The organism is Mycobacterium sp. SMC-21, from assembly GCF_045310825.1.
Classification (GTDB): Bacteria; Actinomycetota; Actinomycetes; order Mycobacteriales; family Mycobacteriaceae; genus Mycobacterium.
On sequence record NZ_JBJIAO010000004.1, the window covers coordinates 16,989 to 41,888 of the forward strand.

At 66.5% G+C, this 24,900-nt stretch carries 24 protein-coding genes and 2 tRNA genes; 13 read left to right on the forward strand and 13 right to left on the reverse strand.

The annotated features are described in order from the left end of the window. The first annotated feature begins 83 nt into the window (after window positions 1-83). Window positions 84-455 (forward strand): cell wall synthesis protein CwsA, encoded by a 372-nt coding sequence (cwsA, locus tag ACJH6H_RS05630; RefSeq protein ID WP_212807817.1) that lies wholly within the window; start codon window positions 84-86, stop codon window positions 453-455. Between the two features lie 72 nt (window positions 456-527). Here cwsA and ACJH6H_RS05635 read toward each other — a convergent pair whose 3' ends face one another. The 11 genes from ACJH6H_RS05635 to dnaA all read right to left on the reverse strand — a co-directional run bounded on the left by ACJH6H_RS05635 (window position 528) and on the right by dnaA (window position 13,173). After that, window positions 528-893, reverse strand: a complete 366-nt coding sequence (locus ACJH6H_RS05635; RefSeq protein WP_406774414.1) for a hypothetical protein — start codon at window positions 891-893, stop codon at window positions 528-530. Between the two features lie 92 nt (window positions 894-985). Beyond that, window positions 986-1,058, reverse strand: a tRNA-Ala gene (locus tag ACJH6H_RS05640). Between the two features lie 155 nt (window positions 1,059-1,213). Beyond that, window positions 1,214-1,287, reverse strand: a tRNA-Ile gene (locus tag ACJH6H_RS05645). A 90-nt stretch (window positions 1,288-1,377) separates the two neighbouring features. Then, window positions 1,378-2,307 carry a DUF3566 domain-containing protein gene (locus ACJH6H_RS05650; protein WP_406774415.1) on the reverse strand — a complete coding sequence of 310 codons (930 nt, stop codon included), beginning with the start codon at window positions 2,305-2,307 and terminating at the stop codon, window positions 1,378-1,380. Window positions 2,308-2,350: 43 nt separating this feature from the next. Continuing rightward, window positions 2,351-4,867 (reverse strand): DNA gyrase subunit A, encoded by a 2,517-nt coding sequence (gene gyrA / locus ACJH6H_RS05655; RefSeq protein ID WP_406774416.1) that lies wholly within the window; start codon window positions 4,865-4,867, stop codon window positions 2,351-2,353. A 90-nt stretch (window positions 4,868-4,957) separates the two neighbouring features. Continuing rightward, window positions 4,958-6,985: a DNA topoisomerase (ATP-hydrolyzing) subunit B gene (gene gyrB / locus ACJH6H_RS05660; RefSeq protein ID WP_020099899.1), complete on the reverse strand. Its 2,028-nt coding sequence runs from the start codon at window positions 6,983-6,985 to the stop codon at window positions 4,958-4,960. 219 nt (window positions 6,986-7,204) lie between these two features. Continuing rightward, on the reverse strand, window positions 7,205-7,780 hold the full coding sequence (locus ACJH6H_RS05665) for a DUF721 family protein (RefSeq protein WP_406774417.1): 576 nt from the start codon (window positions 7,778-7,780) through the stop codon (window positions 7,205-7,207). Next, on the reverse strand, window positions 7,777-8,940 hold the full coding sequence (gene recF / locus ACJH6H_RS05670) for a DNA replication/repair protein RecF (RefSeq protein WP_064857434.1): 1,164 nt from the start codon (window positions 8,938-8,940) through the stop codon (window positions 7,777-7,779). Before recF ends, ACJH6H_RS05665 begins: the two co-directional genes overlap by 4 nt. Next, window positions 8,941-9,834, reverse strand: coding sequence for a phosphogluconate dehydrogenase (NAD(+)-dependent, decarboxylating) (gene gnd, locus ACJH6H_RS05675; protein ID WP_406774418.1), 894 nt, complete (start codon window positions 9,832-9,834; stop codon window positions 8,941-8,943). It lies immediately after the preceding gene. Window positions 9,835-9,862: 28 nt separating this feature from the next. Then, on the reverse strand, window positions 9,863-11,053 hold the full coding sequence (gene dnaN / locus ACJH6H_RS05680; RefSeq protein WP_406774419.1) for a DNA polymerase III subunit beta: 1,191 nt from the start codon (window positions 11,051-11,053) through the stop codon (window positions 9,863-9,865). Window positions 11,054-11,697: 644 nt separating this feature from the next. Beyond that, complete coding sequence (gene dnaA, locus ACJH6H_RS05685; protein ID WP_406774420.1) at window positions 11,698-13,173, reverse strand: chromosomal replication initiator protein DnaA; 1,476 nt, start codon at window positions 13,171-13,173, stop codon at window positions 11,698-11,700. A gap of 606 nt (window positions 13,174-13,779) precedes the next feature. On the opposite strand from dnaA, the gene rpmH reads away from it, so the two are divergent. From rpmH to pip, 10 genes are all read left to right on the forward strand, one after another. Continuing rightward, on the forward strand, window positions 13,780-13,923 hold the full coding sequence (gene rpmH, locus ACJH6H_RS05690) for a 50S ribosomal protein L34 (RefSeq protein ID WP_073695092.1): 144 nt from the start codon (window positions 13,780-13,782) through the stop codon (window positions 13,921-13,923). Between the two features lie 22 nt (window positions 13,924-13,945). Next, a complete protein-coding gene (gene rnpA, locus ACJH6H_RS05695; RefSeq protein WP_406774421.1) occupies window positions 13,946-14,323 on the forward strand; it encodes a ribonuclease P protein component in 378 nt (125 codons plus the stop codon). Beyond that, a complete protein-coding gene (yidD, locus tag ACJH6H_RS05700) occupies window positions 14,320-14,595 on the forward strand; it encodes a membrane protein insertion efficiency factor YidD (RefSeq protein ID WP_020099892.1) in 276 nt (91 codons plus the stop codon). Before rnpA ends, yidD begins: the two co-directional genes overlap by 4 nt. A gap of 43 nt (window positions 14,596-14,638) precedes the next feature. Next, a complete protein-coding gene (gene yidC, locus ACJH6H_RS05705; RefSeq protein WP_406774515.1) occupies window positions 14,639-15,649 on the forward strand; it encodes a membrane protein insertase YidC in 1,011 nt (336 codons plus the stop codon). Between the two features lie 58 nt (window positions 15,650-15,707). After that, entirely contained in the window at window positions 15,708-16,250 is a 543-nt protein-coding gene (locus ACJH6H_RS05710; protein ID WP_406774422.1) for a protein jag, read from the forward strand. A 66-nt stretch (window positions 16,251-16,316) separates the two neighbouring features. After that, window positions 16,317-17,000: a 16S rRNA (guanine(527)-N(7))-methyltransferase RsmG gene (gene rsmG / locus ACJH6H_RS05715; protein ID WP_406774423.1), complete on the forward strand. Its 684-nt coding sequence runs from the start codon at window positions 16,317-16,319 to the stop codon at window positions 16,998-17,000. Window positions 17,001-17,149: 149 nt separating this feature from the next. Then, entirely contained in the window at window positions 17,150-18,019 is an 870-nt protein-coding gene (locus ACJH6H_RS05720; protein ID WP_020099888.1) for a ParA family protein, read from the forward strand. Between the two features lie 2 nt (window positions 18,020-18,021). Next, window positions 18,022-19,047 carry a ParB/RepB/Spo0J family partition protein gene (locus ACJH6H_RS05725; protein WP_406774424.1) on the forward strand — a complete coding sequence of 342 codons (1,026 nt, stop codon included), beginning with the start codon at window positions 18,022-18,024 and terminating at the stop codon, window positions 19,045-19,047. A gap of 232 nt (window positions 19,048-19,279) precedes the next feature. Beyond that, window positions 19,280-20,038 carry an acetyltransferase gene (locus ACJH6H_RS05730; RefSeq protein WP_406774425.1) on the forward strand — a complete coding sequence of 253 codons (759 nt, stop codon included), beginning with the start codon at window positions 19,280-19,282 and terminating at the stop codon, window positions 20,036-20,038. A gap of 26 nt (window positions 20,039-20,064) precedes the next feature. Then, the gene (gene pip / locus ACJH6H_RS05735) at window positions 20,065-21,024 is read left to right on the forward strand and encodes a prolyl aminopeptidase (RefSeq protein WP_406774426.1); all 960 of its coding nucleotides are present in this window, start codon (window positions 20,065-20,067) and stop codon (window positions 21,022-21,024) included. A 798-nt stretch (window positions 21,025-21,822) separates the two neighbouring features. Here the strand turns inward: pip and ACJH6H_RS05740 are convergent. Beyond that, a complete protein-coding gene (locus tag ACJH6H_RS05740; RefSeq protein ID WP_406774427.1) occupies window positions 21,823-22,161 on the reverse strand; it encodes a MerR family transcriptional regulator in 339 nt (112 codons plus the stop codon). A gap of 54 nt (window positions 22,162-22,215) precedes the next feature. Between ACJH6H_RS05740 and ACJH6H_RS05745 the strand changes: the two genes are divergently transcribed. Next, window positions 22,216-22,998, forward strand: coding sequence for an alpha/beta fold hydrolase (locus ACJH6H_RS05745; RefSeq protein ID WP_406774428.1), 783 nt, complete (start codon window positions 22,216-22,218; stop codon window positions 22,996-22,998). A gap of 20 nt (window positions 22,999-23,018) precedes the next feature. Beyond that, window positions 23,019-24,128: an MFS transporter gene (locus ACJH6H_RS05750; RefSeq protein ID WP_406774429.1), complete on the forward strand. Its 1,110-nt coding sequence runs from the start codon at window positions 23,019-23,021 to the stop codon at window positions 24,126-24,128. A 284-nt stretch (window positions 24,129-24,412) separates the two neighbouring features. Here ACJH6H_RS05750 and ACJH6H_RS05755 read toward each other — a convergent pair whose 3' ends face one another. Then, window positions 24,413-24,886, reverse strand: a complete 474-nt coding sequence (locus ACJH6H_RS05755; protein WP_406774430.1) for an AAA family ATPase — start codon at window positions 24,884-24,886, stop codon at window positions 24,413-24,415. Window positions 24,887-24,900: the final 14 nt, after the last annotated feature.

The following is a 24,900-nucleotide window of genomic DNA, read 5'->3' on the forward strand; positions in this document are numbered from 1 at the left end:
CGAATAACGTGGAAGCCCTGGCGTAGAGCCCGGCCTCCGCTCGGGAGGTCTGCAGAAATCGTGTCCGGTAGAGAGGTTGGTTGATGAGCACTGTCACCGAGAACGTCCCCGAGGTCAGCCGCCCCAGCTCCGGTGCCCGCCTGGGTCGCGGGCTCAAGTACACCATCGTCGGGCCGCTGCTGATCCTGCGCGGGGTCCTCGGCCTGGGCGTCGGTTCGACCCTGGGGACTGCCCGTTGGGTGGGGCGTCGGTGCCACCGCAGCGAGGACACCGCGGGCGATCTCGCGCTTGTGGTGGAGTCGTCCGGATCCAAGCGGCGCCGGCCCCTGCTGATCGCCGGGGCGACCGTCGCAGTCCTGGCCCTCGGCGGCATCACGTTCTCGATCGTGCGGCGCTCGATGCAGCCGGAGCCCTCCCCGCTGCCCCCGAGCGTGGATGTGACGCCGCAGCCCTAATCTTCTGCGCCGACACTGAGCTTGTGTGTCAGATCCGGGCTGGATTTGGCACACAAGCTCATGTTCGTCGACTCAGTGATTCACCGCCGCGATCAGCGCATCGGGATCCGTCACGCTGACGCGCAGCTCACGCAGTGTCACCGGGAACCCGACGACTTTCGCCTTGACGGGCGGGTCGATCGTGATGGCCACGACGCCGTCCGACGAACCGTTGACGAGCCAGCGGCCGCGGAAACCGTGCACGCCCCACGAGGTGACGCGACCCTCCCAGCGACGGGCCTCCTTGATCGATGCCACCGGGATCTCGGCGGAGAAACCCCAACCCATGGCCACATGCAGCGCGCCGTCACGCACCTCCACCTTGCTGTGTTTGGGCCCGACCCGGAACGGCACCGACAGCGGCACCATCCACTTCGCGTAGCTGATCTCTGTCGTCACGAGCCCAGCGTATGACGGCGCTGCTGAACGCCGGCACGAAAAAGCGGCCCCGATGACTCGGAACCGCTTTGCGTACTGCTGTGGATTTTTTGTGGAGCCTAGGAGATTCGAACTCCTGACATCTGCCTTGCAAAGGCAGCGCTCTACCAACTGAGCTAAGGCCCCTCGATGGTGTCCGATTGAAGTGAATGCCAGACCTCTGCGCCATGCTGGGTCCGCCATACGGTTACCGCGGCCACTCCAAGCAAGGCACCCAGCACCAGCAGAACCAATCTCACGGTGCACCCTTCCGGTGGGGGAGTCGGTGATACCGACTTCCGTGGGCCTAGGAGGACTCGAACCTCCGACCTCTTCGTTATCAGCGAAGCGCTCTAACCGCCTGAGCTATAGGCCCGAAAGTGGCCTTGCGGCCGAGCGATGAGATTACCGTATGGGTACCTCTGCGCCCAAAACGCGACGTCAGCCGCGGCCGCAGGCCTGCCGACTAGTCCCGGTCCGCCAGCGTCACCTCGACGCCGCCGACCAGATCCGTGGTCAGGTTGTAGACGAACGCCGCAGCCGTGGCCATGGCCGTCAGCAGCACGATGTTGACCAACCCGATGAGGGTGGCGCCGCCGAAAATCGTACTGGCAGAAACCAATTCACCACCGCTGCCGCCACCGCTGGTGAGCAGATCGCCGACGTTGCTGTTGAGCTTGCTCCACACACCCATGCCACCGAGGACGAGGTATAGGAACGCGACGGCGATCATCCAGACGAAGAACAACGCCACCGACAGCACCAGCGAGACCTTCAGCACACTCCACGGGTCGACGCGGCGCACCTGCATGCTGGCCCGCACCGGACCGTCCTGCCGGGCACCCGCGCGGCTGCGCGGCGCTCCCGAACGTGCCGGGGCCGGCGAGACCGTCGCGACGGTGCTGCGCGGCTCCCGCGGTTCGCCCGCGCGGCGCTGCGGCTGACGGGACAGATCCGGGATCTCGCTGGCGTACGCGGCGTCGGGCCGGGTTTCCGTCCGGACCGTCTCGGCCGTGCGGACCGGCTTCGGCGGCACATTGCCCTGCGGGGTCACCGCCGGCGACGATGACGGTGCCGCCGCCGGCACCGGGGGTACCGGCGGGGTGTCAGGAGTGACGGCCGGCGTGATGGTCGTCTCCGCATCGGACGGCGAACCGCCACCCAACGACGATGCCGATCCACTGCCGCTGACGAACCGGTTCAGCCGCTCGTCCAGGCTCTGCCCACCGGCCGCAGGGGCGTCCGCCTGAGCCCCGCTGCGCGTCCGCTGCCAGGGCGGGGTGTCGCCGCCCGGGTCGGCCGCATGGGCACCGCCACCCGATCCGGTGGCCGGCCCGTTGTTGCTCGCGGGTCCGTCACCGGTACGGGTGTATCCCGGCTCGTTCGGGGAACTCACCTGGCGGCTCCTTCAATCAGGGCGGCTGGGGACAGTCGCAGCACTACGTCTCGTCGGTCTCGGTCGCGGTGTCGACCTCGGTGTCGGTCTCGTCGCCACCTTCGGCCTCTTCGGCGTTGCGCGCGACGGCAATCAGTGTGTCGCCCTCACCCAGGTTCATCAACCGCACACCCTTGGTCTGCCGTCCGGCCTTGCGCACCTGACGTGCCGCGGTCCGGATGACACCACCGCCGGAAGTGATGGCGTACAGCTCGGTGTCGTCATCGACGATCAACGCACCGACCAGACTGCCACGCTTGGGGTCGTACTGGATCGTGAGGATGCCCTTGCCGCCGCGGCCTTGCGCCGTGTACTCGTCGATGGCCGTCCGCTTGGCGTAACCGCCCGACGTCGCGACCAACAGGTAGGTGTCCGGCACCACGACATTGAGCGACAGCAAACGGTCGTCCTCGTTGAACCGCATGCCCTGCACACCCGAGGTGGCGCGGCCCATCGGCCGCAGTGCCTCGTCGGTCGCGGAGAACCGGATGGACTGGCCCTTGGCGGACACCAGCAGCAGGTCCTCCTCGGCGGAGCACAGCACGGCACCGACGAGTTCGTCGCCGTCGCGCAGGTTGATCGCGACGATGCCGCCGGAGCGGTTCGAGTCGAAGTCGGCCAGCTTGGACTTCTTCACCAGACCGTTGCGGGTGGCGAGCACCAGGTAGGGCGCGTCCTCGTAGCTCTTGATCTGGATGACCTGGGCGATGCGCTCCTCCGGCTGGAAGGCCAGCAGGTTCGCCACGTGCTGGCCGCGCGCGGTCCGCGAGGCCTCGGGCAGGTCGTACGCCTTGGCCCGGTACACCCGGCCCTGCGTCGTGAAGAACAGGATCCAGTCGTGCGTGGAGCACACGAAGAAGTGGTTGACGATGTCGTCCTGCTTGAGCCCGGCGCCCTGCACGCCCTTACCGCCACGCTTCTGGCTGCGGTAGAGGTCGGTCTTGGTGCGCTTGGCGTAGCCGGTCTCGGTGATGGTGACGACGACGTCCTCGCGCTGGATCAGGTCCTCGTCGGTGACGTCGCCGTCGGCCGCGATGATCCGGGTACGACGGTCGTCGCCGTACTTGTCGGCGAGCTCCTTGAGCTCGTCGCGGACGATGGCGCGCTGCCGCTCGGGCTTGGCCAGGATGTCCTCGAGGTCGGCGATCTCGGCCTCGATCTTGGCGAGGTCGTCGATGATGCGCTGACGTTCCAGGGCGGCCAGACGACGCAGCTGCATGTCGAGGATGGCCTGGGCCTGGATCTCGTCGACGTCGAGCAGCTCCATCAAGCCGGCCCGGGCGGCGTCGGCATTGGCCGACGCGCGGATCAGCGCGATGACTTCATCAAGTGCGTCAAGGGCTTTCACCAAACCGCGCAAGATGTGGGCGCGCTCGTTGGCCTTGCGCAACCGGTACCGCGTGCGGCGGATGATGACGTCGAGCTGATGGGCGACGTAGTACCGGATCATCTGGTCCAGCCGCAGGGTGCGCGGCACGCCGTCGACGATCGACAGCATGTTGGCACCGAAGCTGGTCTGCAGCTGGGTGTGCTTGTAGAGGTTGTTCAGCACCACCTTGGCGACGGCGTCGCGCTTGAGGTCGACGACGATCCGCAGACCCACACGGTCACTGGACTGGTCCTCGATGTTCGAGATGCCGCCGATCTTGCCGTCGCGCACCTGCTCGGCGATCGAGGTGATGAAGTTGTCGTGGTTGACCTGGTACGGCAGCTCGGTGATGACGAGTGAGGTGCGGCCCTTGGCGTCTTCCTCGATCTCGACGACGCCGCGCATGCGGATGGAGCCGCGACCGGTCTTGTAGGTGTCGGAGATGCCCTGGGATCCGACGATCAGGCCGTGAGTCGGGAAGTCCGGGCCCTTGACCCGCTCCATCACCGCTTCGAGGGTGGTCTCCTCGTCGGCCTCGTGGTTCTCCAGGCACCAGTACACGGCCTCGGCGAGTTCGCGGAGGTTGTGCGGCGGGATGTTGGTGGCCATACCGACGGCGATACCGCCGGAGCCGTTGGCCAGCAGGTTGGGGAACCGGCTGGGGAGGACGGTCGGCTCTTGCACGCGGCCGTCGTAGTTGGGGATGAAATCGACTGTCTCCTCGTCGATTTCACGCAGCATCTCCATGGCCAGCGGGGTGAGCCGGGCCTCGGTGTAACGCATGGCGGCCGCGGGGTCGTTACCCGGCGAGCCGAAGTTGCCCTGACCGTCGACCAACGGATAGCGCAGCGACCACGGCTGGGCCATGCGGACCAGGGTGTCGTAGATCGAGGCGTCACCGTGCGGGTGGTAGTTACCCATGGTCTCGGCGACCGAACGCGCCGACTTGGCGTGCGAGCGGTCCGGCCGGAACCCGGAGTCGTACATGGCGTAAAGCACGCGGCGGTGCACGGGCTTGAGGCCGTCGCGGACCTCGGGGAGGGCGCGGCCCACGATGACGCTCATGGCGTAATCGATGTAGCTGCGCTGCATCTCCTGCTGGATGTCGACCGGTTCGATCCGATCGCCTTCGGGAGGCAGGGTGTCGGTCATCGAATTCCTTCTGCGGATTGTTTCACGTTAAACATCGATTTTTGACGGCCGAGCTGGGCCGGATTCGCCGCGTTTCGCGTGGGCGGATTGCTAAACATCAAGGAAGCGAACATCTTTCGCGTTCCGGGTGATGAAGCTGCGGCGCGCCTCGACGTCCTCGCCCATGAGGATCGAGAACAGTTCGTCGGCGGCCGCGGCGTCGTCGAGGGTGACCTGGCGCAGCACCCGGATGGACGGATCCATCGTGGTCTCCCACAGCTCCTTGGCGTCCATCTCACCCAGACCCTTGTAGCGCTGGATGCCGTCGTCGGTGTTGATGCGCTTGCCGGCCTTCTTGCCGGCCTCGAGCAGGCCGTCGCGCTCGCGGTCCGAGTAGGCGAATTCCGGTTCGCTGCGTTGCCATTTCAGCTTGTACAGCGGCGGCTGGGCCAGGAAGATGTGACCGTTCTCCACCAGCGGCTTCATGAACCGGAACAGCAGCGTCAGCAGCAGCGTCGAGATGTGCTGGCCGTCGACGTCGGCGTCGGCCATCAGCACGATCTTGTGATACCGCAGCTTGGAGATGTCGAACTCGTCGTGGATACCGGTGCCCAGGGCCGTGATGATGGCCTGGACCTCGTTGTTCTTCAGCACGCGGTCGATGCGCGCCTTCTCGACGTTGATGATCTTGCCGCGCAGCGGCAGGATCGCCTGGAACATCGAGTCCCGGCCACTCTTGGCCGAACCACCGGCCGAATCACCCTCCACCACATACAGTTCCGACTTCGTCGGGTCGGTGGAGCGGCAGTCGGCCAGCTTGCCGGGCAGGCCGCCGATGTCGGTCGCGCTCTTGCGCCGCACGAGCTCCCGCGCCTTCCGCGCGGCGACGCGGGCCTGCGCCGACGAAACCGCTTTGTTCACAACCGTTTTGGCCTCGGCCGGGTTGGCCTCGAACCAATGGGTCAGCTGCTCGTTACAGATTTTCTGCACGAACGACTTGACCTCGGTGTTGCCCAGCTTGGTCTTGGTCTGGCCCTCGAACTGGGGCTGACGGACCTTCACCGAAACGACGGCCGCCAGACCTTCACGGATGTCGTCACCGGTGAGGTTGGCTTCCTTCTCCTTCAGCAGCTTCTTGTCGCGCGCGTACTTGTTGACCACCGTGGTCAGCGCGGCGCGGAAGCCTTCTTCGTGCGTACCACCCTCGTGGGTGTTGATGGTGTTGGCGAAGGTGTGTACCGACTCCGAGTAGCCGGCGTTCCACTGCATCGCGATCTCGACCTCGTGGCCGTCACCCTTGCCACCGAAGTCGATGATGCTCTGCTGGATGGCGCTCTTGGTGCGGTTGATGTGCTTGACGAAGTCGACCAGACCGTCGGGGTAGTGGAAGGTCCGGTGCTTGACCTTTTGCGGCGCGGCGGCTTCAGCGGCCTGCTCCTCGGCGGACTTGGGCGCTTCGGCGTGATCGCTGACGACCTCATCGACGACCGCAGCGGCGGCGACGCGCTCGTCGGTCAGCTCGATGGTGAGACCCTTGTTCAGGAACGCCATCTCTTGCAGGCGGCGGGCGATGGTCTCGAAGTCGTAGACCGTGGTCTCGAAGATGTCCGGGTCGGCCCAGAAGCGGATGGTGGTACCGGTCTTCTTGGACGGCTCGCCCTTGCGCAGCGTGCCGGGGACGGACTTGTCATAGGTCTGGTGCCACTCGAAGCCGTCCTTGTGGATGTCGGCCTCGAGCCGCGTCGACAGGGCGTTGACCACGGAGACACCGACGCCGTGCAGACCACCGGAGACCTGGTAGGCGCCTTCCTCGAACTTGCCGCCGGCGTGCAGCACCGTCATGACGACGTCGACGGTCGGGATACCGGTGGCGTGCATCGCGACGGGGATGCCGCGGCCGTCGTCGGTGACCTGGACGCCGCCGTCCTCGAGGATGCGGACGTCGACCTTGGTCGCGAAACCGGCCATCGCCTCGTCGACCGCGTTGTCCACAACTTCCCAGATCAGGTGGTGCAGACCGCGCTCGCCGGTGGAACCGATGTACATACCGGGACGCTTGCGGACCGCTTCCAGACCTTCGAGGACCTTGATCGAATCGGCACCGTACTCAGCCGGCGCATCCTTCTTTTGGGCAGCCACGTCGGATGCGTCTCCTTGGGGTTCGCGGGGGCGGTGAGGACACCGCTCTCAGATCTGTCGACAGTCTACCGGTAGGGCCCGGCGGCACTGACTTTCTGACAGCGTTTTGACACGTCTGTTCGCGCCGTGCGGGGAATTTCTCGGGTGATGTCGCGTCCGGACGCTCCAGGGCCGTCATCTGAGACTCATCGGCGCGCTGAGCGGCGCCCGCAAACGCCCTCAGCCGAAGGTGTCGCGCGGTCCGCGGGCGCCGAAATTCCGCGGGCCTTTCTGCCACGTCGGACCCGAGGGACCCAGGATCTTGAGCGACGTGACGACCCCGTCACCGACCGACGCGGCGATCTTCGCCAAGATCTGCGACTGCACCATGCGCAGTTGCGTCGCCCAGGCCGTCGACTCGGCGGTCACCGTCAGGACGCCGTCGCGCAGGGACGTGGGAGAGGCGTGCTCGGCGATTTGCTCGCCGACCACCGTCGGCCACTGACCGAACACCGATCCTTCTGCCATCCGGCCGGACCACCCGCGGTTACGGGCCAGGTCCATGGTGGCCGAACCCAGCAACTGGGGATCCCGGCGGTCGGGCCCCGGTCCGGACCAGGCCCGGCGGCCACCGCCGCGCTTGACCTTCGCCACGGGTGCGTTACGGCCCCGGCCGACGTCTTTTCCTTGGCTACGGGCCGCGCCGCGGGCTTCCTCCAGCGTGCGCCGCACCAGGTCCATGCCCTTGAGGTGCGCGAGATATGCTGGCGGAAAAGCACTTTCGGGTACGTCAGGCTGCTCGGGGTTGTCTGTCATGCGTCCACCACCGAAATCCGCCCGCCGTCGTCGTCACGCATCACCACATTGACCCGGGTGCCGTCCCAGTCCTGGGGGATGTCGTCGGGCACCGCCGCGGTGACCAAAACCTGCTCCGCCGATTGTGCCACGTCGGCCAGCGCCCGCCGGCGTGCCGAATCGAGTTCGGCGAACACATCATCGAGGAGCAGCACCGGGTCGGTGCCGTCGGTCCGCAGTAGTTCGTACGCACCCAGGCGCAGCGCGAGCGCCATCGACCACGATTCTCCGTGGCTGGCAAAACCTTTCGCGAGCTGGTCGCCGAGGCGCAGTTCGAGGTCGTCGCGGTGCGGCCCGACGAGGCACACGCCGCGCTCGAGTTCCGCGGAGCGGCGGCGGGAGAGTTCATCGAGCAGTGCGCTCTGGTAGGCGGCGACGTCGACCGATCCGGTGCCGGCCTGCTCCTCGACAGCCTCCACAGAACTCCGGTAGCGCACCGATGCGGGCCGCGACGCGGGCGCCAGCAGGTGGTAGGCCTTCGTGATCTCCGGGTGCAATTCGTTGATCAGGTTCACGCGGGCCGCGATCAGCTCCGCGCCGTGGCTGGCCAGGTGACCGTCCCAGACGTCGAGGGTCTCGAGCGCACCCGAATCCGCCCCACGAAAACGACTGGCGCCCGCGGACTTCAGCAGCGCGGTGCGCTGCCGCACCACTTTTTCGTAATCCGCACGCACGCCGCCCAGCCGGGGCCGCCTGGTGCTCGCCAGTTCATCGAGGTACCGCCGGCGTTCGCCGGGATCGCCACGGACCAACGACAAATCTTCCGGTGCGAACAACACCGCCCGCAGGGCGCCGAGAATTTCGCGGGCGGACCGGACGGGTGAGCGGTTCAGCCGGGCCTTGTTGGCCCGGCCCGCGGTGATGTCGAGATCCACCGCCAGCTCGCGGCCGTCGTTGACCACGATGGTGGAGACGACGGCCCGGTCGCACCCGGACCGGATCAGCGGGGCGTCCGAGGCGACCCGGTGGGAGCCGAGCGTGGCGGTGTACCACAGCGCCTCGACGATATTGGTCTTGCCGAAACCGTTCTGGCCGACGAACACGGTCCGACCCGGCGCCAATTCCAGGTCGAGCCGCGGCCACGACCGGAAGTCGGTCAGACTGAGCTGTCGAACAAACACCTAACCCGACTTACTGACCCTCTGCACGGCGTGCCCACCGAACTGATTACGAAGTGCTGCAACGGCTTTCATGGTCGGCGAGTCCTCCTGCCGGGACAGGAACCGGGCGAACAGCGAGGCCGCGATACCGGGCACCGGGACCCGCAGCCGGATCGCTTCCTCGACCGTCCACCGGCCCTCACCGGAATCCTCGGTGTACCCGCTGATATCGGCCAGCTCGGGGTCTTCCTTCAGCGCCTTGGCCAGCAGCTGCTGCAACCAGGACCGCACGACGGTGCCGTTGGTCCAGGCTTGATAGACCGCTTGCGGGCTCTTGATCAGCGGCTCGGCGGCCAGCATCTCGTAGCCCTCGCCGTAGGCGGTCATCAACGCGTACTCCACACCGTTGTGCACCATCTTGGCGAAATGGCCGGCACCGACCGGGCCCGCGTGGACGAAACCGTCGGCGATATCTCCCTCGGGCCGCAACGTGTCGAAGATCGGCATGACGCGCGCGACGTCGTCGTCGCTGCCGCCGACCATCAGGCCGTAGCCCTCGGTCAGGCCCCAGACGCCACCGGACACGCCGGCATCGATGAAGCCGATTCCCTTGTCTGCCAACAGCTTTGCGTGTACAGCGTCTTCGGTGTAGCGGGAGTTGCCACCGTCGATCACCAGATCGCCGGAGCTGAGCACCTCTGCGAGATCCTCGATGGTCTCGCGGGTGATCTCACCCGAGGGCACCATGACCCACACCACGCGCGGGGCCTCGAGTTGCTCGGCGAGCGCGGCGAGCGACGGCACGTCGCTGACTTCCGGTCTCGGGTCGTACCCGACGACCTCGTGGCCCCCACCGCGCAGACGCTCGCGCATGTTGAAGCCCATTTTTCCGAGGCCGATCAACCCCAGTTGCATCAGTGCGTCCTCCGCTGTTCTGTTCCGGTCAGCCCGGCAGGCGCACCGGCATCAGCAAGTACACGTAGTCGGTGTCCCCGGCGGGGAACGGACCGGATCCCGAGTACTGATTCTCCCCGGCAGGCCGCAACACTGCAGGCTTGCTGGGTGTCGTAAACCCGAATGTCACGCGATCGGCATGCAACGAGCCCAGACCGTCGGTCAAGTAGGTGGGGTTGAACGCGATGGTCAGCGGCTCACCGTAGAACTCCACCGGCAGGTCTTCCTCGGCGCGGCCGACGTCGTCGGCGCCGGCCGACAGGCGCAGGATGTCGTCGGCGAACTCCATCCGGACCTGGGCGCCGCGATCGGCGACCAGCGCGACACGCTTGATGGCCTCGGCGAGCTCGGCGACACCGATGGTGGCGACCGCGGTGTGCTCGGCCGGCAGCAGCTGCCGGAATTTCGGGAACTCGGCGTCGAGCAGGCGCGTGGTGGTGCGCTTGCCGTTGCTCCGGATACCCAGCATGCCGTCCTTGCCGACGGCCTGACCGGCACCCAGCGACAGGTGCACCTCGGTGCCGTCGGCGCCGGACTTGGCCGACTCGGCCAACGTCTTGGCCGGAACCAGCACGGCGGCTTCGAGATCCGGCACCGCCGAATTCCAGGTGAGTTCGCGGACCGCGAGCCGGAATCGGTCGGTGGCGGCCAGCACGACCTTCTCGCCCGAGATCTCGACGCGCACACCGGTGAGCATCGGCAGCGTGTCGTCGCGGCCGGCGGCGACGGCCACCTGACCGATGGCCTCGGCGAAGACGCTGGCGGGCACGATGCCGGTCTCATCCGGCAGCGCAGGCAGCGCCGGGTAGTCCTCGACCGCCATGGTGGGCAGCGAGAAGCGGGCGCTACCGCAGCTCAGCGCCACGCGGGTGCCTTCGACGCTGAGCTCCACCGGCTTGGCCGGCAGCGCGCGGGTGATGTCCGAGAGCAGCTTGCCAGACACCAAAACGCTTCCGGGAGAAGCGATTTCAGCCGCAACACGGACCTCGGCCGACACCTCGTAGTCGTAACCGGAGATGGTCAGACCGTCGTCGGAGCCGGTCAGCAGCACACCGGCCAGAACCGGGTTCAGGGGCCGGGACGGCAGGATCCGGGCGACCCATGCCACGGCGTCGGCGAAGTCTTCCCGAACGAGACGGAACTTCAAATCGGTCAGACCGGCTGTCGTCGCCACGTCCATAGCGTCCCTTCGCTGTAACCCCACCACGCTTGCCTGCCGGATCCAGTGGACGCAGGTCGCATGGGCGCTGAGCCCGTACACGTGCATCGGCGTCGGTTCCGGCTATCGAAGAACACCGTAGAGCGTTCTGCGTGAAGTTGAAAGCTAAACGATCAGCCCGCGCAGCCTGTGACGACCCCCGGAATCCCATCGGGATCCGGTTGTCCACCGGCAGTTTCCCCAGCGGACTGCTTTTAGAAGAAGATCTAGAGAGATCTAAAGGTATTAGTAATAGGGGTTGTGCACGCTGTGGATGGATCCACGGAGTTGCTGGTCGGAGGCTCACCAGCGGGATCCCGGCCTGTGCGCAGACTGTGCACGCGCCGTTAATCCAATCTGTGTATTTGTGGAGCGATCCGGCCATGTGGATTGTTCTGGGCAGAATCCCAGGGTTTACCCCATGTAGTACACAGCGCTGTGCACACCCCTTGGTGTGACTGGAGGTGCTCGTGATGCCAAAAATCTTTTTTTGAGATTCGGGTCGTAGGGGCACAAATTGCGCTGGATCCGGGTGATCCAGGGCTCGGGTACCCCACTCGCGGCACGGCAAAACAACAGCGGCCCGCAGGCGTGAGTGCCTACGGGCCGCTGTCATGAGGACAGATTCAGTGCTTGGAACGCTGCCGGATCCGGGTGGTGAGTTCCTTGACGTGATCGAAAACCTCACGCCGCGAGGCCATTTCCTTCTTGATCTTGCGCTCGGCGTACATCACCGTGGTGTGGTCGCGGCCGAAGGCCTGCCCGATCCGCGGCAAGGACAGGTCCGTGAGTTCCCGGCACAGATACATGGCGATCTGCCGGGACAGGGCGACGGCGCGGGTCTTACCGGGGCCGCGGAGTTCCTCCACGGTGGTCTCGAAGTACTCGGCCGTCGCCGCCATGATCGTGGCAATACTGATCTGGGTGGTGCCGGCGTCGGCGATGAGATCTCGCAGGACGATCTCGGCAAGCGACTTGTCGATCATCGTCTTGTTCAGCGACGCGAACGCCGTCACGCGGATCAGCGCACCCTCGAGCTCGCGAATGTTGCGATCGATGCGGCTGGCGATGAGCTCGAGCACGTCGTCAGGCACGTCAAGGCGATCCATCTGCGCCTTCTTGCGCAGGATCGCGATGCGGGTCTCCAGCTCGGGCGGCTGAACGTCGGTGATCAGACCCCATTCGAACCGGGTCCGCAGCCGGTCTTCCAGCGTTGCAAGCTGTTTCGGCGGCCGGTCCGACGAGATGACGATCTGCTTGTTCGCGTTGTGCAGCGTATTGAAGGTGTGGAAGAACTCTTCCTGAGTGCTTTCCTTGCCTTCGATGAACTGGATGTCGTCGACCAGCAGGACGTCGATGTCGCGGAAGCTGCGTTTGAACGACGCGGTCCGGTCGTCACGCAACGAGTTGATGAAGTCGTTGGTGAACTGCTCGGTCGAGACGTACTTGACCCGCATGCCGGGGAAGAGCTTCTGCGCGTAATTACCGGCCGCGTGCAGCAGGTGCGTCTTGCCGAGGCCCGATTCACCCCAGATGAACAGCGGGTTGTAGGCCCGGGCCGGCGCCTCGGCGATGGCCAGTGTCGCAGCATGCGCGAACCGGTTCGACGCGCCGATGACGAAGGTGTCGAAGGTGTAGCGCCGGTTGAGGCTCAGATCGGCCGATTCGTCGGCGGGCGGCCGGTTGAAGTACCGGGGCCAGGTCTCTTCGGCGCTCGACAGCTCTTCGGCGTCGTCGTCCAGTTCGTCGGCCGCAGTGACCGGTTCGGCCTCGGGCGCCTCGGTCTCGGGGGTTTCGGTGGCCACCGGACGGTCGTCGGTCTCCGGGACCGCGATGCGGACACCCAGGTCGACGCGCTGTCCGAGGTGCCGGCTCAGTGCGGCGATGATCGGTTCACGCAGGTGTCGTTCGATCTCGTTCTGCACGAACTGGGTGGGGACCGACAGCAACGCGAAACCCTCGGTCAGCACCAGCGGCTGAACCATGCGCAACCAGGCCCGTTGTTGGGCGGTCAGCGTCGTGGTGCCGCCGAGGTCACCGTTGAGTTCGGCGACCACGCTTTTCCAGATGTCGGTGAACGATGCACTGGGGTTAGCGGTCAACGACTACTACCCCCTCGCAACCGCCTGACCGGCGGCTCAATAAAACGACGACAATCTGTCCACATAGTTATCCACAGACTGTGGACAAAGTAGGAGAGTGCCGTCGTGCTCGTGTTTTGCATGCAGGAAGCCCGCGCGCTGAGGCTCGTCACAGGAACGTCTGTGGGCTCGTAGCGTCGGGACCTCTCTGGCTCGTTGTCTTGCGCCGTCGTGCAACGGCATTGGCAGAAGCTAACAAGTTTTCTGTTCGTCCGCCAACCGTTCGGCAACATTGGTGCGACGTTCTTGGGCGTGTCGGCTTGCCACGTTGCGAGTGGGACAACTGTGACGAACTCATGTGTGATCCGCCACGCTTCTCACTACGAAGCGGTAACGGTTGCTGACGTGCGACGGCGAGGTTTGACCCGGAGAATTCAGATCAGTACCCTCGAACAGTCGCCCACACGTGGCGATACGGCTGCGACCGGGGAAGTTCTCGAACTTTATCGGTACCGCGCCGGCTAGCAAGCAAGATGCGTGCGCTTACCAGCGACGACCGTGCCCACCGGCATGACTCGTTCATGTCGGTGGCGAGTGCGGGCGTCACATAGTTGAGGAGATACAGCCGTGGCCAAGGGCAAGCGGACTTTCCAGCCGAACAACCGCCGTCGGGCCCGTGTGCACGGTTTCCGTCTGCGCATGCGGACGCGTGCCGGCCGCGCCATCGTGTCGGCACGTCGCGGCAAGGGCCGTCGCTCTCTCACTGCGTGACCTGACGCAGGATCGAAGCACCGTGCTTCCGGCTCGTAACCGGATGACGCGCTCGACAGACTTTCGAGTCACCGTGAGCCGCGGTGTGCGCTCGGCGCAACGGGATCTCGTGGTGCATTCATTGGCACCACGAGTTCTTGCTGATGCCGGATCAAACACCGAGGACGCGCCGAAAGTCGGTCTCGTCGTAGGTAAATCGGTCGGCAATGCCGTCCAGCGACACCGGGTGTCCCGTCAGCTCCGTCATGCCAGCCGGGATCTGTTGCCCGAGTTGCAGTCCGGCGAGCTGCTGGTGATCCGGGCCCTGCCCGGCAGCCGCGAGGCCGCCACCGCCACGCTGCAGGACGAATTGCGAGTCGCAGTGCAGCGCGCTCATGCGAAGTCCGGATCCCGGCCATGAGTCAGCGGCTGGCCCGCGGGCTGATCTTTCTCATCGAGCTGTACCGCAACATGGTGTCGCCGATGCGTCTGCCCAGTTGCCGGTTCAGCCCCACCTGTAGCCAGTACGCCGTCGAGGCACTCACCGAGCACGGATTGTTCCGTGGTTGTTGGCTGACGACAGTCCGGCTGGCCAAGTGTGGCCCGTGGCATCACGGGGGATGGGACCCCATTCCCGAAAGACGGTCCGCGGCAACCGCCGCGCAGTCAAGGAGCGATTCGCTTGTCTTTTAACTGGTTCAGTCTGGACTACATCTATTACCCGGTATCGGGGATCATGTGGCTCTGGTACAAGCTCTTCGGCGCGATCCTGGGTGCGGAGAACTTCTTCGCCTGGGGCCTGTCGGTGATGTTCCTGGTGTTCAGCCTGCGTGCGCTCCTGTACAAGCCGTTCGTTCGCCAGATCGAGACCACGCGGCAGATGCAGGAACTGCAGCCCCAGATCAAGGAGCTGCAGAAAAAGTACGGCAAGGATCGCCAGCGGCTCGCACTCGAGATGCAGAAGCTGCAGAGCGAGCACGGTTTCAACCCGCTCCTCGGCTGTCTGCCGATGCTGGCGCAGATTCCGGTGTTCCTGGGCCTGTTCCACGTGCTGCGCTCGTTCAACCGCACTGAGGGCGCCGGCATGGGTATCGGCGCGCAGGCGCTGTCCCTCGAGCAGAACCGGACGACGGGCAACTACTTCTTCAGCGCCACCGACGTCGCGCACTTCCTGAACACTGACCTGTTCGGTGCGCCGTTGGGCGCCACCATGATTCAGACCGGTGAGAGCCTCAAGGCGTTCGCGCACTTCGACCGCATGTCGGTGATCCTCGTCGGCATTCCGCTGATGATCATCTCGGGTATCGCGACCCACATGAACAGCCGCGCCTCGGTGGCCCGGCAGAGTCTGGAAGCCCAGCAGAACCCGCAGACCCAGCTGATGAACAAGCTGGCGCTGTACGTGTTCCCCTTGGGTGTCGTGGTGTCCGGCCCGTTCCTGCCGATCGCCATCCTCATGTACTGGGTGGCCAACAACATCTGGACCTACGGCCAGCAGCACGTGGTGTTCAACCGGATCGAGAAGCGTGAGGCGGAGGAGAAGGAGCAGGCGATCGCACGCCGTTCCGCCAATGCCCCGGCACCCGGTGTGAAGCCGAACCGGAACAAGAAGGGCAATACGCCGGCCGCTGCGGCCGGCGCCGGCACCGACGTCGAACAGACTGGTACGGAGCTCGACGGCACCGAACCCGATTCGGCCGGCTCGAAGCCGGCCCCGGGCGCCAAGCCCAACAAGAAGAAGCGTTGACCGGTCAGAGGGTAAAGACCCTGAGCGACGGCCGGTGCAAGAGGGAGAAGGCAGGGATATGACAGACACAGAAACGCAGGCGGAGGCCCCGGCCCCGACGACGGCCGAGGCCGCTCCTGTAAGCAAGAACGACGATCTCGAAGAGCGACTGGTCGCCGAGGGCGAGATCGCCGGTGACTACCTCGAGGAGCTCCTCGATCTGCTGGACTTCGATGGTGACATCGATCTGGACGTCGAAGGCGACCGTGCGGTCGTCAGCATCGACGGCGGCAACGATCTGAGCAAGCTCGTGGGACGCAAGGGCGAGGTGCTGGACGCGCTTCAGGAGCTGACCCGGCTGGCAGTGCACCAGAAGACCGGCGAACGCAGCCGGTTGATGCTGGACATCGCCCGGTGGCGTCGCCAGCGTCGTGATGAACTGGCCGCGCTGGGCAAGAAGGTGGCCGAGCGGGTGCTGGCGTCGGGTGAGCGCGAAGAGCTGTCGCCGATGACGCCGTTCGAGCGCAAGATCGTGCACGACGCCGTGGCGGCCGTGGACGGCGTCCACAGCGAGAGCGAGGGCGTTGAGCCGTCGCGCCGGGTGGTTGTTCTGCTCGATTGAGCACCTTAATTACATCGATGTTGTTCGTCGGCGGCGAGCTGGCGGGGAAAGTGGAGGCCGTTTCACGTGAAACATGGTGAAGCCCCATCCCCACCGGCCGCCGCCGTCGACGTTTTCGGTGACCGGGCCGAGCTTGCGCACCGTTACGCCGAGATCCTCGCCGGCGACGGAATCGAGCGCGGACTGATCGGCCCGTCGGAAGTGGGCCGGTTGTGGGACCGTCACGTGATGAATTGCGCCGCTATAGGTGAGTTGGTCTCCAGCGGCGAACGAATCGGCGATATCGGCAGTGGAGCCGGGCTCCCGGGCATCCCATTGGCGTTGGCGCGGCCCGATGTTCACGTGGTCCTGATCGAGCCGCTGCTGCGCCGCGCAGACTTCCTCCGGGAGGTTGTCACCGAGCTCGGCATCGACGTCACCGTGATTCGGGGCCGCGCCGAGGAGCGCGCGGTCCGGGCGGAGGCAGGAGAGCTCGACGTCGTCACCTCGCGAGCGGTGGCCGCCCTCGACAAACTGGCGAAGTGGAGCCTGCCGCTTCTCAAAGTCGACGGACGGATGCTGGCTCTCAAGGGGGAGCGAGCGGCCGATGAGATCGTCGAACATCGTCGGGCACTCAACTCACTCGGTGCTGTGGACGTAAGGGTGGTGAAATGTGGCGTGAACTATTTGACTCCGCCCGCAACCGTGGTCGTGGCGAAGCGCGGAGCCAAGCGCGCGGCCCCCGGCCGGCCGGCCAAGAACCGGCGATGACATCGTCGGCCCGGGGGAGCGACAAGTCCGCCGAGGTTTTGAAAGCGGTCGACCCGGCCGCCACATCAGGAAAGGCAGTGAGCGATGCCAGGGGCGAGCACAGCGACGGGAAGACTGATGTTTCACGTGAAACGTGGTCGAGCGTGACGATGGATACGCCGATCGGGGCGGAAGCCGAACGCGCGGTCCAGATCCTTCACGGCGCCAAGGGACAGCAGCTGCCGCGCCCGACGCACCAGCGGGTGTTCACCATCGCCAACCAGAAGGGCGGCGTCGGCAAGACCACCACCGCGGTCAACATGGCCGCGGCTCTGGCCCTGCAGGGACTCAATGTTCTGGTCATCGATCTCGATCCTCAGGGCAACGCGAGCACCGCGCTGGGCATCGAGCACCGACCGGGCACCGCGTCGTCGTACGAGGTGCTGATCGGTGAGATCACCCTCGAGAGCGCGCTGCAGCGCAGTCCGCACAACGAGCGGCTGTACTGCGTCCCGGCGACCATCGACCTGGCCGGCGCCGAGATCGAGTTGGTCAGCATGGTGGCACGTGAAACCCGGCTGCGGAACGCGCTCGCGACGCTCAAGGACCACAACTTCGACTACGTCTTCATCGACTGCCCGCCGTCGTTGGGTCTGCTGACCATCAACGCGCTCGTGGCGGCGCCGGAGGTGCTGATCCCCATCCAGTGTGAGTACTACGCACTGGAGGGCGTGGGCCAGCTGCTGCGCAACATCGAAATGGTCAAGGCGCACCTCAATCCCCAGCTGGACGTCACGACCGTCGTCCTCACGATGTACGACGGCCGCACCAAACTCGCCGACCAGGTCGCGATGGACGTTCGGGACCACTTTGGCGATAAGGTTTTGCGGACCGTCATCCCACGCAGCGTCAAGGTTTCCGAGGCACCGGGGTACGGCATGACGATCCTGGATTACGACCCGGGATCACGTGGAGCAATGAGCTATTTGGACGCCAGCCGTGAACTCGCCCAACGCGGCGAGTCGGGAGTGAGGAAGTAACGATGTCGCAGCCGAAGAAGCGCAGCGGACTCGGTCGGGGGCTGGCGGCGCTCATCCCGACCGGTGCACCCGAGGAGGGGCAGCAGGACACCTCGCTGCGAATGGGGTCTGCGGCTGCCGACGTGTTGATCGGCGGCGGTCCGGTCGCACCGGTCAACGGTGCCGCCGCGGCAGAGTCGGCCGCGGCCGCCAGGGCCGAAGCCGAGGCGATCGGCGCGGTGTACCGCGAGATCGAGCCGTCGGCCATCCAGCCGAACCCGCGCCAGCCCCGCAGCGTCTTCGACGCTGACGCGCTCGCGGAACTGGTGCATTCCATCCGTGAGTTCGGGCTCATGCAGCCCATCGTGGTTCGCGAGCTGAGCCAGCCGTCCGGGCCGCATCGCTACCAGCTGATCATGGGTGAGCGCCGGTGGCGCGCCTCGCAGGAAGCCGGCCTGACGGCCATCCCGGCGATCGTCCGCGAGACCGCCGACGACAACATGCTGCGCGATGCGCTGCTCGAGAACATCCACCGGGTCCAGCTGAACCCGCTCGAAGAGGCGTCGGCCTATCAGCAGTTGCTGGAGGAGTTCGACGTCACCCACGAGGAACTCGCAACGCGCATCGGCCGCTCGCGTCCGGTGATCACCAACATGATCCGGCTGCTGAAGCTGCCCATCGCGGTGCAGCGTCGCGTTGCCGCGGGCGTGTTGTCGGCCGGCCACGCCCGGGCGCTGCTCGCGCTCGAAGGGGGGCCGGAGAAGCAGGAGGAGCTCGCGGCCCGCATCGTGGCCGAGGGGCTGTCCGTGCGTGCCACCGAGGAAGCGGTCACGCTGGCCAACCGCGACGGTGACAAGCCGGCGCCGGCGCCCAAGCGCAAGCCGATCCAGATGCCCGGTCTGCAGGACGTGGCCGAGCAGCTGTCGACCGCGTTCGACACCAAGGTCACGGTGAGCCTGGGCAAGCGCAAGGGCAAAATCGTCGTCGAGTTCGGCTCGGTTGACGACCTCCAGCGCATCGTCGAACTGATGAAGACGGAACAGGGCTAACCGACCCAATTTTGGGTCTGCGACAACCCGACCAGGGACAAGGCCCCGTTACGTCACTGTGACGGTGATGTTCGGGGGAGTGTCGGACGGGGAGGGGATGCGCGATGTTTCACGTGGAACAGTTCAGCGTCCGGTCGACGTCGATCCCGACTGAACAAATCGAGTCGACGGTGCCGGCGTCTCTTATCCTGGTAGAGCAGCCTGATCCGATCGGGTGGACGACGGGAGTCTGGTGAGTTCACGAATCACGCCGCTGCGCCTCGAATCGTTCGAGCGGCTGCCGAAGCATGCGCGGCGTTGTGTCTTCTGGGAAGTCGATCCGTCGGCACTCGGGGACAGCGACCACCTCAGCGACCCGGAGTTCGAGAAGGAAGCATGGCTGTCGATGGTCATGCTCGAGTGGGGATCGTGCGGACAGCTGGCGGTCGCGTGCGACCCGGACCGTGCCGAGGACCCCAACGATGACGCGCCCTGTCTGGGCTATGCGTTCTATGCGCCGCCGCGCGCCGTGCCGCGGGCCGGGCGCTTTCCCACCGGGCCGGTCAGTCCCGACGCCGTCCTGCTGACGACGATCGGTGTCGACTGCCCCGACGACGGTGACGGACTGTCGCGCCACCTGATCGCCGCCGTCGTCGCCGATCTGGTTCGTCGTGGTGTACGCGCGTTGGAGGCGTTCGGCCGGACCACCGAGGTGGCCCGCCTCGGTGGGACACAGGCCTGTCCGGAGGAGCTGGCGGCGACGATCGAAGCGTTCGGCGAGTGCGCCGTCGATCAGTGCGTGATCGAAGCGGACTTCCTTCAGGACAACGGCTTCGAGATCGTGGCGCCGCACCCCTACTTCCCGCGACTGCGGCTGGAACTCGAACAGGGGCTCGGCTGGAAGGCGGACGTCGAGGCGGCGCTGGAGCGACTGCTGGAGAGCAGCGCCTTGCAACAGCCCGTCGGGGCGGTCACCAGCCCCGCGCTGTGGACGCCGCACACCGGTCGATAGGGGAGCGGGTTCCACGGTGAACACGCGTGCCTGACGCCTCGTCGAAGCCCGACGACTGCGGACTGCTCGACGTTGGCGACGGCAACCGGATGTACTGGGAGACCCGCGGCAATCCCGTCGGGGAGCCGGTTCTGATCGTCCACGGCGGCCCGGGCGCCGGCCGGTCCCGCAACGCACACAAACAGTTCGACCCGGAGCGCTTCCGCATCGTGGCGTTCGATCAACGTGGATGCGGTGACAGCGTGCCGAGCGCGGCGGACCCGTCGACCGACATGTCGTGCAATACCACCGCGCATCTGCTCGCCGATATGGAGGCGCTGCGCCGTCATCTCGGCATCGATCGCTGGCTGCTGTACGGCGGCTCGTGGGCGTCCACGTTGATCCTCGCCTATGCGCAACGGCACCCGGATCGCGTGCTCGGCATCGTGCTGATCGGCGTGACGATGACGCGGCCGCAGGAGGTCGACTGGCTGTACCGCGGACTGCGGCGCTTCCGTCCTGCCGAGTGGCAGCGGTTCCGTGACGGTGTGCCCGAGGGTGACCGGGACGGCAATCTGGTCGAGGCTTACCGCCGGTTGATGGAGCACCCGGACGCCGCTGTGCGTGAGCGGGCGGCGCAGGATTGGTGTGCGTGGGAAGACGCCGCGATAGCCCATGAGGCGTTGGGGAAGCCGGGTCAGTACTCGGCGAAGATCGATGCCGGCCGACTGGCCTTCGTTCGGATCTGCACGCACTACTTCGCCCACGCGGCATGGTTGGAGGAGGGTGAACTGCTGCGGGATGCGCACCGATTGGCCGGCATCCCCGGCGTGCTGATCCACGGTCGTCTCGACCTCTCCGCGCCCGTCCGGACGGCGTGGGAACTCGCGCAGGCATGGCCGGGCGCCGAGCTCCGGATCATCGAGGACTCGGGCCACACGGGCAGCCCGGCGATGGCGGCGGCGATTGCAGACGCTGTCGAACGGTTCACTCCACGGCGAAGATAGCGCGGCCGTTCCACGTGAAACATCGGCCACACCGACCAGAGTCCGCGGGGCTCCGACACCGGTACCGGCCGCCAGACAGGCAGCCGTCGGCCGCGCCCTCTGGCATCCACACCGGAGTCCTTGCGGTCACACGTGGGTCGCGGTGGCGCGCTGGAATCGCGCCGGTGCGGCGGGGCGGCCATGTAGGTATCGCCCGGAATCCACACCGGCGCGTTACGGCTGCCCGACGCGGAACCGGTATCGGCCAGACCAACCGAGCAGCACTGCGCGGCTCCTGTGTCCCGCCGGCCGAACGTCATCGCTCGACCGAGTCGGGACGCCGGAAGTGCGCGGCGCCCTGACGCCGCGCCGGCTTGTCTCTGATCGGAATCGGCGGCGTGGGCAAGACACGGCCAGCGGTCCACGTGGCTGTCGCGATGGTCGGTGGGTGGGTACGTCGGTCGCACATCGGCTGTCCATTCCGGCGCCGCCGGTGAAGCTCCCGAGCGCCGGCCCGACTGACCGAACCACTAGGCCGTTCCCCAACCGATACCCGGCTGCGATTGATCCGCGACACGAGACCCACGTCTGGTCGGGTACGCGTAGGCAGTCCGCACGTCCTCGGCGCGAGCGACCTCGGCGCCGCAATTGCGCGGTGCGGGATTGGGGGGCGCCGTTGCGTGCGCGGCGAAGCGGTGTTGCCAAGAGCACCGTTGGCGGGCGCTGCCCGGCCTGGGATCGGAACGGCGCGCCAGTGCGGGCAGGGGAGGAGGGGAAGCCGAATGCAGCACCCGACGCCTTCACACCCCAGCGAGTCGGCTACTGACCGTCCAGCAGTTGGACGATGCGTGCGCGGCGGAGATTCAGGTCGTCGATGCGGGCGTCCATCTCGGCCAGTGTCTGTCTGATGGCGGCGGCGATGGCTGGGCACATGTCGACCGCGCTGCCGTCGATGCAGGGCAGTAGTTGTCGAATGGTGCGTACGCCGAAACCGGTGTCGATCAGCATCCGGATGCGGCGCACATCTTCCACGGTGTCGGCGGGGTAGTCGCGGTAGCCGTTGGACCGGCGTCGCGGTGCGATCAGACCCTGCGCCTCGTAGTAGCGCAGCGACCTGACCGAACTGCCGGTTGCCGCCGCTACTTCACCGATGCGCACGCGAACTCCTCTCGGGTTGACCATGACGCTGATGTCAGGGTTTAACTTCGCCGCATGCCCAACGATTCCCTACTTTCCACGTCGACGGTCACCCGCGTCGGCTCCGGTCCCGCCCTGCTTCTCGCGCACGGAGCAGGTGGCGGTGTCGCACTGAATTTCGGCCAACTCATGGACGAGATGGCCGGCGAGCGAACGCTGATCGGCGTGGACTATCCGGGCTCGGGAGCCAGTCCGTTGACCGCGAGTTCCTACCGCGTCGACGATCTGGCTGACGCGATCGTCGACGCCGGGCGAGCGGCCGGCTTCGAGCGATTCCCCATCGTCGGCCTATCGCTGGGATCGGCGGTTGCCATCACCGCGGCACTCCGTCATCCCGAGGCCGTCAGCGCCTTGGTCCTGACGGTGGGCTTCGCGCACGCCGATCCGCAGTTGCGGTTGGTTGTCGATGTCTGGCGCTATCTGGCCGCGCACGACCGTGACGTCCTGGCGCGGTTCCTGACAGCAGTGTCGTCGCCGTCGGCGTTCGACGAGGCCGGCAATCTCGACGAGATTGTGGCGGACGTCCGCGCGAGCATCCCGCCCGGCAGTCCGCAGCAGGCTGCCCTGGCCGCCGAAATCGACCTCCGCGACCGCCTCGCGGAAGTCGCGATCCCGACGTTGGTCGTGGCGGCGGGTGTGGACCGCATCGTGCAGCCGTCCTCGACGCGCGCTCTGGCAGCGGGCATACCTGGCGCAGTCCTGATGGAATATCCAGACGCCGGTCACATCTTCACACCGGACGAGGGGCGGACATGGATCTCCGATATCCGGAAGTTTCTGCTGGCGCACCAGCTGTGACCGACAGGTGGCACTGGCGGGTGGCCGTGCTGTCTGCCGCCGCCTTCGTTTATCTCGCCGCGGAGATGTTTCCGGTCGGCGTCGTCCCGCAGATGGCCGACGGACTGCACACGACAGTGCCCGCTGCGGGGCTGTTGGTGGGCGTGTACGCGGTGGCTGCTGGTGTGGCAATCATCCCGGTGGCTCTGGCGACTCGTCGCGTCGAGCATCGCGTCATGCTGACTGCCGCCTTGGCTTCACTGTCGTTGTCGCAACTGCTGCTGGCCGTCGCACCGACGCCCGGGTGGGCAGTCTTCGCCCGGGTCGTCGGCGCGATCTTGCATGGTTCGGTGTGGTCCCTGGCTCCGGTGCTGGCCAGTGCTCTCGCACCCGCCGGCCGTGCGGGGCAGGCGACCGCGCTGGTGTTCGTCGGGGCGGCACTGGGGTTGGCCGGGGGATCCCCACTGACGACGCAGCTTTCCCTACTCATCGGGTGGAGAGCCGCGTCGCTGGTGCTGGCGGTGCTTGCCCTGATCTTGGCGGCGGCCATTGCCGTGCTGATTCCCCGCCATATCGGTCGTACCGTGACGGCGCCGACCGCAGGCCGAGCCGGTGAGCCGCACACCGTCGCGGCGGTCTGCGTACTGACGCTACTGGTGGTGACCGCCGCCTATGCCCCGTATTCGTTCATCACGGTGTTGGCCGGCGACATCGGGATCCCGGCCGCCGGGCTCCCGGTTCTGCTCCTGGGCTATGGCGGCGCCGCGCTGGCGGCGGTCGTCGTCGCCGGACGGGTGCTCGATCGTCACCGTTACGCCGTCGTGGTCGCGGCCCTGACGGGTCTGCTGATTGCGTTCGCGACGCTGAGCCTGGTTGGCTCGCGCGGGTTGTTCGTCGCGGCAGTTCTGTTGTGGGGAGCGGCCTTTGCGTGTTGGGCGCCGACCATGCAGACGATCCTCATCAAGCGTTGCCCCAACGCTGCCTTCGCGTCCTATCTGTACGTGCTGGCGTTTCAAGTCGGGATCTTCTCCGGCGCCTGGGCGGGGTCGCAGCTCGTGGCCTCAGATGCGGCAGCATCGCTGACGGTGCTCGCGCTCATCGGTGTCGGGTGCGCGTCACCGGTGGCGCTGTTGGCCCGACGGTGGTTGTGATCGGGAGAACCCAATCCGGTCAGCGACATGGGGACTCCAAGCCGGAACACCCGCCGATGGGGCCTGAATCACGATGACCCAGGACCAACCGGAACAAGCGTCACGTGACGCTCATGTCGCAACCGCCTCGCGGTCGAAATCGGGGGCGCGGCCGGCGATCCGGGGACGTCTGGGCGTCCGGCGCTTCCCGGTCCGCCAGGCGGGCCATGAGGCCTCAGTGGCGGCCCCTGCGGGACGACGCTGGGGGAGACGGGGTTCGGGCCGGCACGAGTGACCGGAGCCCGCTAGACCGCCTTCGCGGCGATGGCGACCAGAGCGTCGACCACCTCCGGCAGCGGGCGGGTCGTGTCGATCTCGTGGGTGGCCGACTGCCGCAGCAGCGGTTCGATCTCTGCGATGTCGGCCAGGATCCGGGCGCGCTCGTCGGCACTCTTGCCGTACGGATTGTTGGTCCGGCGTCGCAGCCGATCCAACACGACATCGGTTGGGGCGGTGAGGAGTACGACCGCATCGAACCGGCCGTAGAAGCGCCACTGGTTGGCCACGGTGCCCTGCACGAACAAGGGCCCGTCGCGCGGTTGCTGCAGCAGCTCGTCGATGAGAGGTTCGCGCCAGAGCGGCTCGCCGTCGACGACGTCGATCCACTCCCCGTCGTCGGTATCGACTGTGGCGTAACCCCGTTCGGCGAGGCCGGCCAGCGTCGTCGACTTGCCGACTCCGGACATGCCGGTCACGAGAACCGTGGCGTGGCCACTCATACCGACCGATTCAA

Coding starts and splice junctions, on each gene's coding strand:
- cwsA (WP_212807817.1), top strand. CDS start 84: ATGAGCACTGTCACCGAGAACGTCCCCGAGGTCAGCCGCCCCAGCTCC.
- gyrA (WP_406774416.1), bottom strand. CDS start 4,867: ATGACCGACACCCTGCCTCCCGAAGGCGATCGGATCGAACCGGTCGAC.
- ACJH6H_RS05665 (WP_406774417.1), bottom strand. CDS start 7,780: ATGACAGACAACCCCGAGCAGCCTGACGTACCCGAAAGTGCTTTTCCG.
- gnd (WP_406774418.1), bottom strand. CDS start 9,834: ATGCAACTGGGGTTGATCGGCCTCGGAAAAATGGGCTTCAACATGCGC.
- dnaN (WP_406774419.1), bottom strand. CDS start 11,053: ATGGACGTGGCGACGACAGCCGGTCTGACCGATTTGAAGTTCCGTCTC.
- yidD (WP_020099892.1), top strand. CDS start 14,320: ATGAGTCAGCGGCTGGCCCGCGGGCTGATCTTTCTCATCGAGCTGTAC.
- yidC (WP_406774515.1), top strand. CDS start 14,639: ATGTGGCTCTGGTACAAGCTCTTCGGCGCGATCCTGGGTGCGGAGAAC.
- ACJH6H_RS05710 (WP_406774422.1), top strand. CDS start 15,708: ATGACAGACACAGAAACGCAGGCGGAGGCCCCGGCCCCGACGACGGCC.
- ACJH6H_RS05720 (WP_020099888.1), top strand. CDS start 17,150: ATGGATACGCCGATCGGGGCGGAAGCCGAACGCGCGGTCCAGATCCTT.
- ACJH6H_RS05725 (WP_406774424.1), top strand. CDS start 18,022: ATGTCGCAGCCGAAGAAGCGCAGCGGACTCGGTCGGGGGCTGGCGGCG.
- ACJH6H_RS05745 (WP_406774428.1), top strand. CDS start 22,216: ATGCCCAACGATTCCCTACTTTCCACGTCGACGGTCACCCGCGTCGGC.
- ACJH6H_RS05755 (WP_406774430.1), bottom strand. CDS start 24,886: ATGAGTGGCCACGCCACGGTTCTCGTGACCGGCATGTCCGGAGTCGGC.